The sequence below is a fragment of the Anaerotignum sp. genome (assembly GCF_017483025.1).
Lineage (GTDB): Bacteria > Bacillota > Clostridia > Lachnospirales > Anaerotignaceae > Anaerotignum_A.
Genome location: NZ_JAFUMA010000125.1, coordinates 1 through 8475, shown reverse-complemented (window position 1 = coordinate 8475; position 8475 = coordinate 1). Strand labels below are relative to the sequence as shown.

Genomic DNA, 8475 nt, shown 5'->3' with positions numbered 1-8475 from the left:
AAATATTTTTTGCACAGACTGGCAGTTCTTTGCGCAATTCATTATTCAGCGCATACAAAGGGGAGCGACAGTCGATCTCTAACAGATCCAGCATGGTAGTACCCAGGAACTGAGAGCTGATCAGTTCGGGAACGTTCATAGCCTCTGCATTGGCTTTGGCATCGCTCATGGCTTTGGCGCTGTCGTTTTGCCAGATGAAAAAGGGCGTTTCATAAACCGCTAGCTGTTCTTCGGGAGTGCCATTGGCATTGATGGGATAATCCAGCAGGTCGAAAAATTCCATACCATTGGAGAAGCCGGGCAGGTGGTCGCCGAAGTAGACCAATACGATGGGTTCTTGGGAATTTTCTGCGTATTCCTTCAAACGGCCGATCTGTTCATCGGCATCGATAACGCCTTGGAAATACTGGGTCAGCAGATCTGTCTGATTTTCATCCAGTTCTACATCGGTGGAGAAATTGGCAGGCAGAGTGCCGTATTTCTTTTCATAGGGGCCATGGTTCTGGATGGTCACAGTGAAGGAGAAAAGAGGGGTATCCTTCTCCTGAATGTGGGTATCCAGTGTTTCAATGATCTTATCCATGGTGACTTCTTCATTGATATAACCGCCGATACCCTGGGTAGCCAGGTCAAAGGAATCCTCCAGGAAATAGCAGGTTTCGAAGCCAAGATCGGGGTAAACATTCTGACGGTTATAGAACCAGGCGTAGCCGGGATGGATGGACAACGTTTCATAGCCCAGCAGACCCAGCTGACGGGGCATGCCGTCAAAATCGCTGTGGATGAAGTTATAGGATGGCAGAGAACTGTCCAGATAGCGGGTCGCACAGCCAGTCAGCACGTCGTATTCCGTATTGGAGGTACCGCCGCCGAAATTTGCTACAGCAATATGGCCGCTGACGGCGTTTTCATCGGCACAGATAGCCTTGAAATTCTGCAGAGGGTCACGATAGCCTGTGAAATCCAGATGTTCATTTTCGCTTAGATCGGAGAAGGCTTCCCCCATGATCATAATGATGTGAGGATATTCTTTCCCTTCGGGGGCAGCCCATTTTACATTTTCTTTTTCTGCGAAATAGGTTGCATCATAGCCTTCGGGCGCTTCCATCTGGGTGATATTGAACTGATGCAGGAAGGAATAGATCATCCCGCGGGTGTTGTACTGATTTACCTGGAAATAGGGGTTATCTACGGTAGGGTAAGCGTCATAGCGAGCCTTATCCGCATACCAGAGCTGGTTAGCACCAAAGGCGCAGACGATGACCAGAATGATACCGACGATGCGAGGCGCAGCAGCCAGCGTCACACTTTTGGATTTTTTGAAGCTCAGCACCAGCAGCACTACAAAAAGGACAAGCATCACGCCGATCAGCACCAGCTGATAGATGGGAAAGGTCTGCAGAATGGCAGCGACCTCTTTTACCAGAGTCAGGTCGGTAGGCAGCAGGGGTTCCTGGCGCATGGAGACCTTGATGCGGTCTGCGATGGCGAAGAAAATGAGGACGACCCCTGTGACGCTGACGGAGAAGAAGAGCTTCTTCGTCAGAAAAAACAGCAGCAGCAACATCAGAAGCACTGGCAGGATATTCAGCAGCAGCATGGTAGGGGCATGCAAAATTTTCCAGCCAACGTGCAAAATTTTTGTTGTTGTGATGAGATAGACCAGGCCGGTGATGACAACGGATGCCACAAGCAGCGCTGCGACAATGCCCTGGGGTGTGGTCAGGAATTTCTTTACCTTATATAAAACAGAAACTTTTTCAGAATCCTGTTCCTTCATATATATGCCTCCTTCGGATGGATTTTGTTCTTACAAATACGGATTATACGAGAATTTGTCGGAAAAGTAAAGAAAGACGGGGGGAGCAAGGCTGGAAAATTAAGAATTTTGTACCTTTTCATGGGGGCGAAATGGTGTATAATAAAATAGGAAAAGCATGAATTTTAAAAGAAATCCGTGCAAAAGGGCAAAAATGGCGAAAAAGTGGAAGGATATCCCATTCTGTTGTTGTCATGGTTTGTCGGATTTGCTATAATTAAAGGGTTGCAAAGAAATAAATATATATTTGAGAAGAAACTCTGAAAAGAGGAGAATAGAATCATGGGTGAAAAAAGAGAATACAGAAGACGCCGCAGACCCTACGATGATATGGATATGGAGCTGCGTCAGCGTCAGGTGCGCCGCAGACAGACCCGCACCCCTTACCCCGAAGAACAGCAGAGGGTAGTGTATGAGGAACAGACCTATATCGACCCCAGAAGAGTGGCCCAGGGCAGAAGGATGTCTCGCCGCAAGGCAGAGCAGAAAAAAAGACGCCGCAGAAGCATCCTGATCGTGATCGCGCTGATTTTGCTGCTGATCGGTGCATACGCTGCTGCGAAGGTTTGGGTCATGATGGATAAATGGGACAGCAAGGCGGAAAATTCCGATTTTGTGGTTTCCACATCTGATCAGGAAAAGGTGGAAGAAATCATTAATGTGGCGATTTTCGGTACCGACGAGGATGGGTTCCGCGCCGATGTCAATATGGTGGCAAGTTTCAATACGAAGACGAAAGATCTGCATTTCATCTCTGTTCCCAGAGATACAAGAGTAACGATGACGGATGATATGATCCAATATCTGGAAGATAATGATGCTTATGTGCCCAACCGCAACGGTGTTTACGGCCAGTGTAAGCTGACAGAGGTACATGCCTATGCGGGCAACGACAACCGCTGCACTTTCTCCGTAACGATGCTGGAAGATCTGCTGGATATCAAGATCGATTACTATGTAAAGGTAGACTTGTCTGCATTCAGAGAGATCGTTGACGCTGTAGGCGGTGTAGATTTCAATGTAGAAGACAGACTGTATTATGTAGACCCTTATCAGGATCTGTATATCGATTTGTATCCCGGCACGCAGCATCTGGATGGGGAAAAGGCGGAACAGCTGGTTCGTTTCCGTGAAGGCTATGCCCAGAAAGACCTGAAACGTATCGAGGTGCAGCAGCAGTTTATCCAGGCGCTGATCGAAAAAGTATGCAGCTCTGAGACGTTGATGAACAATCTGGATGATCTGGTGAAAGTTGCGCTGGATTGCACAGAAAGTAATATTTCTGTATCGGAAGCGCTGAAATATGTAAAATATGTAAAAGACCTTGACCCTGCGAAGATCACCAGCGATACGGTGCCCGGGGAAGGCGGTTCTTATTACGATATCGATGAAGAAGGGCTCAAAGAGCTGATCGACTGGCGCATCCATGGGATCGAACCTGTAGAAGATGTGCAGATGAACGATGATGAATTGACGACGAATGAGTGAGGGATCCGATGAGTAGAAGAAGAAATCCGAAAAAAAGAAAACCATTCAATCCGGTAAAGACATTTTTAAAGATCGTATGTTCCATCGTGATGGTATTTGTGATCCTGGCGGGGGGCGCATGCTTCGCTTACTATAAAGTGACAGGTAATATGCCCTTCTCTAACATGGGTATCACGACAGATGCGGCAGATATGAATATTCTGGATGCCCTGTTGGGTAAGAATATCAAAATGAACGTGGCGGTATTCGGGGTGGATGCGGACGAAACCAGAACGGACGTCATGTTTGTCGTTCATTACGACAGCGCCCAGGAAAGCCTGAGCCTGGTTTCCGTTCCCAGAGATACCCGTGTCAATGTATGTGACGAGGTGGAAGATTTGCTGGGAGGCAGCTATGGCGTAACGAAGATCAACGCAGTGCATGCCTTCGGCGGCAAGGAAAATGGCCCTGAAGCAGCGATGCTGCAGCTGGAAGATCTGCTGGGTATCAAGATCGACCATTATGTAAAGATAAACTTTGAAGCGCTGGTTGAAATCGTAGATGCGGTCGGCGGCGTAGAAGTGGATGTTCCCCAGGATATGCACTGGGATATGAGCGACACAGGGGATATCACCATCAACCTGAAAAAAGGTCTGCAGACGCTGGATGGCAACAAAGCCCTGCAGTTGGTGCGTTTCCGCCGTTATGCCGATGGCGACGTGGGCCGTATTCAGGTGCAGCAGCTGTTTCTGAGAGCGCTGGCCGAAAAGGTGCTGAGCACAGAAAGCATCGTAAAGAACCTGGGCGACTATATCGAGGTTATGTATAAATATGTAAAAACAGATATCAGCCTGTCTGATGCGTTGAAATATGCAAATTATATTACGAAGATAGATATGGACAAGCTTTCCATGGAGACTCTGCCCGGTGCGGGCCAGTATGTGGGCGGTGTATCCTACTTTATCCATGACCCTGCTGCAACGACGGAAATGGTAGACCGCATTTTCTACAATGTGGCACCGGAAGTGAATGAAGACGGCACCATCGACAGCAAGAGCCTGAAGATCGAGGTTTCCAACGGCGGCGAAGTTGCCGGTCTGGCGGGCAGATTCACAGAACTTTTGAAAGGCGAAGGATTTACCCTGACAGAACCTACCACATATCACGGAGAACAGGTGAATTACACCCGTATCCAGGTGAAAACCGAAGGCGCTGGTGAAGACCTGGTGAAATATTTCGACAATGCAAAAGTGGAACTGGCATCCGATGAAGTGGGCAGCGCAGATATCCGCATCATCCTTGGTACAAACGAATCCTGATAAGGAGGAAACGGTATGAAAGATATTATGATCATTGGCATTGCAGGGGGAACAGGCAGCGGCAAAACGACCCTGACCAATCGCCTGAAGGAACGCTTTGGCGATGACGTGACTGTGATCTATCACGATAACTACTACAAGCGCCACGATGAAATGACATACGAAGAGCGTTGTCTTTTGAACTATGACCATCCCGATGCCTTCGACACAGACCTGATGATCGAGCATATCCAGGCACTGAAGGAGGGCAAAAGCATCGAATGTCCTGTGTATGATTTTACGGTGCATAATCGTTCCGATGAAATGATGATCGTGAACCCTACAAAGGTCATCATCGTAGAGGGCATCCTGATCTTCCAGAATGAATTCCTGAGAAATCAGATGGATATCAAGATCTTTGTGGATACCGATGCGGATGTGCGTATTCTGAGACGTATTCTGAGAGACGTTGAGGAAAGAGGCAGAAGTCTGGAATCTGTGGTAAATCAGTATTTGACAACGGTAAAACCCATGCATGAGCAGTTCGTAGAGCCCAGCAAACGGGCGGCAGACCTGATCGTGCTGGAAGGTGGACAGAATGTGGTGGCTTTGGATATCCTGATCCAGAGAGTACATAACCATGTCCATGGTTTGACTTGCAAATGATAGGAGAAATGATATGAATTTAGCTGAACTTTTTATCCGTGCGGTAAAATCCGGCTGTATCTGCAGCATTTTTTACCACGGTTTCATGCTCATCACCGGAACGGCGGTAAATTTGAAGCAGGTAGTGGTTTTTACAGTCGTATTTATCCTGCTGTATTTCCTGTGGCTGGTGCTGGTGAGCAGCGGCAAGACCAGAAGAAAATAAGATAGAAACAGAAAAAGCCTTGAACATTATGTTCGAGGCTTTCTTTTTATGCTCGTTTCTTTTTCCGGCGGGCGTATCTCATCTTCCAATGCCTGTAAAGCGGGAATATTTTTTAAAATATAGCCTTGGGGTGTTTTTTTAATATATCCCTTTTTCCCGAAATCCGCCAGCACATAGAGGAAATGGCGATAGGTCACCCCCAGATATTCTGCCGCTTCCGTGTGTTTTTCCCGATAAACGCCATCCCGGGCGGCCATCAGCAGAAAGGCGGCAAGGCGGTTTTCCAGAGGATAGGCAAGGCTTTGGGAATAATGGGAGACCGTTTCGAAGCTTTTTTCGGAAAGGTAGAGGCAGAGATGGCGCAGGAATTTGACATCTTCCAGCAATTGTTTTCCGCACTTGGTGGTGTCGATGACAAAGCAGGTGCAGGTGGAGATGGCAGTGGCGCCGCGGGCGGGCATGCTGGGATTCAGCAGCTCCATTTCCCCCAGAAAGAAGGGGGCTTCGCTGAAACGGATAAGGGAGACCTTGCCGTTGGCATGGGTCGTATGGGATTTGATACGGCCTTTGGCAACGTAGAATAAATGGTGAAGATATTCCCCTTCCTGAATGAGGACTTCTCCGGGTTCGAAGGTCTTCTTGGTGAGATAAGGGCGGATATCAAAGGAAAAACAAGCCAGCAGGTCGTCCAGTTCTTTCATAGCCATCCTCCTTTCAAATCGGTGTGAGATTTCTCATATTATTTTACACTGAAACCTGTTATGATAGCAATAGAAAAAGAGACACATCCAATAAGAGAGTGATTCATGGTTCCCGCTCCTATGGACGTAGTCTCTTTTTATTTTAATCCCAGGCTGATGATAAGGCTTTGATCGACCCTTCGCATCATGGCATCATCCAGATGGCAGAGTTTCTCCTTCAGCCGCTGTTTATCTATCGTTCGAATCTGCTCTAAAAGAACAACAGAATCCTTCGGCAGGGCATAGACAGCGGAGGAAAGGGCGATATGGGTCGGCAGTTTTGCCTTATTCATTTGGGATGTGATGGCGGCACAGATGACGGTGGGGCTATGCTTATTGCCCACGTCATTCTGCACGATGAGGACAGGACGGATACCGCCCTGCTCGCTGCCCACTACGGGGCTCAGGTCTGCAAAATAAATATCTCCTCGTCTGACGATCATGTTCTCACACTCCGCTGTTTGGATTGGTCAGCGGCGGAAGAAATATGTAGGATTTGAAAAACTTCCCTGCTGACTGTTCTCAGTATGGACAGAAACAGGGCGGTTTATTCCTCTATGGTGAAAAGGGCTTCATCGAACTGAGGATTGAATTCGAATTCGTGATAATCCATACAGTAGCGTTGGTTTCCTTCTGCATCGTAAATGACGAAGCGGACGGGCAGCTGTGTTTCCCGGTCTACCCAAAGCTTTTCTGTGGAAACGGCAGCGTCATTGCCGGGGATGACAGCTTCCAGAACAATACATTTGGATTCATCCAGAGCAGCGGTCTCCACGCTGACCCCTTCGGATTGCATGTAGTTGGAGACGAATTGGCCTAAGAACAATTCATTTCTATGCTGGGATTCGGGTACGTCCTTAATGATACTGCTGTCCAGTTTGGGATTGTACTGGCAGATGCGTTCCCCGTCGAAAACGGTGTAATTGCCGGCTACATTTTCGGGTGCGGTCAGCTCCAGTCGGTATTCGCCGGTAGATTTGTAAAATTGTTTGGTTTCATAGGTCTGCTCGCCCTTGTGGGAAGAACGGGTCAGGGTGGCGGTGCAGGCATAGCCCTCCATTTCTGCCAGCTGCTTCTGGATGGATTCCAGTTCTGTCATAGGTTCTTCCCGATTGCAGGCGGCAATGGTGAAAAGCAGACCAAAGGATAAGAAAAGTGAGAGGATTCGCTTCATAAAATCCCTCCTGAAAGTTGAGTTATTTCAATCTATGAAAATGGACGAAAAAGTAGTATGATGATTTTAACAGGAACTAGAAAAAGAAAGGATGAACGATATGAGCGATAAAATCAAAATCATTCTCGATGTAGATACAGGTACGGATGATGCCGTTGCTATTATGATGGCTTATCTGGAAGAAAAAATCGACCTGCTGGCGGTTTGTACTGTTGTGGGCAATAAGCCCCTGGAAAATACCACAGAAAACACCCTGCGTGTGAAAGACCTGCTGAAAGCGGATTTCCCTGTGTATAAGGGCTGTGGCGAAGCCATGGTATGCAACCTGAACCCCAACAGACATGGCGGTTTCAAAGGCGTGCGCACAAAAGTGGGCGATATGAAGGAAGACGTGAGCATGCACACAGAATATCTGGATATCCCTGCTTCCACAAGCAAGGTGGAAAAGGAACATGCAGTGTTCTATTATATTGACACGCTGATGAAGAGCGACGGTGATATCACACTGGTGCCTGTTGGCCCTCTGACAAACCTGGCTATGGCAATGCGTATCCAGCCTGAGATCTGCGGCAAGATCAAAGAAATCGTGATGATGGGCGGTGGCTGCCGCAGAACAAACAGCACACCCGCATCCGAATTCAACATCTGGCACGACCCCGAAGCGGCACAGATCGTCATGGACAGCGGCGTTCCTATCCGCATGGTGCCTCTGGATGCCACACATAACGCTTGTGTCAGCACAGATGATACAAAAGAATTCAGAGCCATGGGCAACCCTGTAGGCGATGCCGTGGCAGATTTTACAGACCACAGAATCATGGCATACAGCCAGCTGCAGCCCATGGAACGCATCGATTCTGCCCCTGTACATGATGCATTGGCGGTTTGCGCCGTGGCGTATCCTGAAGCGCTGAAAGACCTGCTCTTTACAAGAGTGGATATTGATTTCAGCGGCGGCTTTGCGGACGGGCAGACCATCGTTGACCCCAGAGCCTTTGTGGACAAGCCCAGAAACTGCCATTTTGCCTTTGATGCGGACAGGGAGTTCTTCGTGCAGTGGATGAAGGATCTTGCCAGAAAGGTTTAACTTGATTATTTTAAACTGT

General features: G+C 48.1%; 9 protein-coding genes. 5 read left to right on the top strand and 4 right to left on the bottom strand.

The window, feature by feature from the left end:
• Window positions 1-1780 (bottom strand): LTA synthase family protein (locus IJ369_RS10730; RefSeq protein WP_290718898.1); only part of this gene is annotated, 1780 nt, incomplete at its 3' end.
• Window positions 1781-2101: 321 nt separating this feature from the next.
• Here IJ369_RS10730 and IJ369_RS10725 point away from each other — a divergent pair.
• From IJ369_RS10725 to IJ369_RS10710, 4 genes are read left to right on the top strand one after another with little or no spacing between them, the layout of a single operon-like run.
• Window positions 2102-3307 carry an LCP family protein gene (locus tag IJ369_RS10725; RefSeq protein WP_290716550.1) on the top strand — a complete coding sequence of 402 codons (1206 nt, stop codon included), beginning with the start codon at window positions 2102-2104 and terminating at the stop codon, window positions 3305-3307.
• Window positions 3308-3315: 8 nt separating this feature from the next.
• Complete coding sequence (locus IJ369_RS10720; RefSeq protein WP_290716548.1) at window positions 3316-4605, top strand: LCP family protein; 1290 nt, start codon at window positions 3316-3318, stop codon at window positions 4603-4605.
• A gap of 15 nt (window positions 4606-4620) precedes the next feature.
• Complete coding sequence (udk, locus tag IJ369_RS10715) at window positions 4621-5250, top strand: uridine kinase (RefSeq protein WP_290718897.1); 630 nt, start codon at window positions 4621-4623, stop codon at window positions 5248-5250.
• Window positions 5251-5263: 13 nt separating this feature from the next.
• Window positions 5264-5455: a hypothetical protein gene (locus IJ369_RS10710; RefSeq protein ID WP_290716544.1), complete on the top strand. Its 192-nt coding sequence runs from the start codon at window positions 5264-5266 to the stop codon at window positions 5453-5455.
• 26 nt (window positions 5456-5481) lie between these two features.
• On the opposite strand, the gene yeiL is transcribed toward IJ369_RS10710, so the two are convergent.
• From yeiL to IJ369_RS10695, 3 genes are all read right to left on the bottom strand, one after another.
• Window positions 5482-6156, bottom strand: coding sequence for a transcriptional regulator YeiL (gene yeiL, locus IJ369_RS10705; protein WP_290716541.1), 675 nt, complete (start codon window positions 6154-6156; stop codon window positions 5482-5484).
• A 137-nt stretch (window positions 6157-6293) separates the two neighbouring features.
• On the bottom strand, window positions 6294-6638 hold the full coding sequence (locus IJ369_RS10700) for a type II toxin-antitoxin system PemK/MazF family toxin (RefSeq protein WP_290716539.1): 345 nt from the start codon (window positions 6636-6638) through the stop codon (window positions 6294-6296).
• Between the two features lie 104 nt (window positions 6639-6742).
• Window positions 6743-7369 carry a LolA family protein gene (locus tag IJ369_RS10695; RefSeq protein WP_290716536.1) on the bottom strand — a complete coding sequence of 209 codons (627 nt, stop codon included), beginning with the start codon at window positions 7367-7369 and terminating at the stop codon, window positions 6743-6745.
• Between the two features lie 100 nt (window positions 7370-7469).
• On the opposite strand from IJ369_RS10695, the gene IJ369_RS10690 reads away from it, so the two are divergent.
• A complete protein-coding gene (locus IJ369_RS10690) occupies window positions 7470-8456 on the top strand; it encodes a nucleoside hydrolase (RefSeq protein WP_290716534.1) in 987 nt (328 codons plus the stop codon).
• The last annotated feature ends 19 nt before the right edge of the window (window positions 8457-8475 follow it).

Coding starts and splice junctions, on each gene's coding strand:
- IJ369_RS10725 (WP_290716550.1), top strand. CDS start 2,102: ATGGGTGAAAAAAGAGAATACAGAAGACGCCGCAGACCCTACGATGAT.
- IJ369_RS10720 (WP_290716548.1), top strand. CDS start 3,316: ATGAGTAGAAGAAGAAATCCGAAAAAAAGAAAACCATTCAATCCGGTA.
- udk (WP_290718897.1), top strand. CDS start 4,621: ATGAAAGATATTATGATCATTGGCATTGCAGGGGGAACAGGCAGCGGC.
- IJ369_RS10710 (WP_290716544.1), top strand. CDS start 5,264: ATGAATTTAGCTGAACTTTTTATCCGTGCGGTAAAATCCGGCTGTATC.
- yeiL (WP_290716541.1), bottom strand. CDS start 6,156: ATGAAAGAACTGGACGACCTGCTGGCTTGTTTTTCCTTTGATATCCGC.
- IJ369_RS10700 (WP_290716539.1), bottom strand. CDS start 6,638: ATGATCGTCAGACGAGGAGATATTTATTTTGCAGACCTGAGCCCCGTA.
- IJ369_RS10695 (WP_290716536.1), bottom strand. CDS start 7,369: ATGAAGCGAATCCTCTCACTTTTCTTATCCTTTGGTCTGCTTTTCACC.
- IJ369_RS10690 (WP_290716534.1), top strand. CDS start 7,470: ATGAGCGATAAAATCAAAATCATTCTCGATGTAGATACAGGTACGGAT.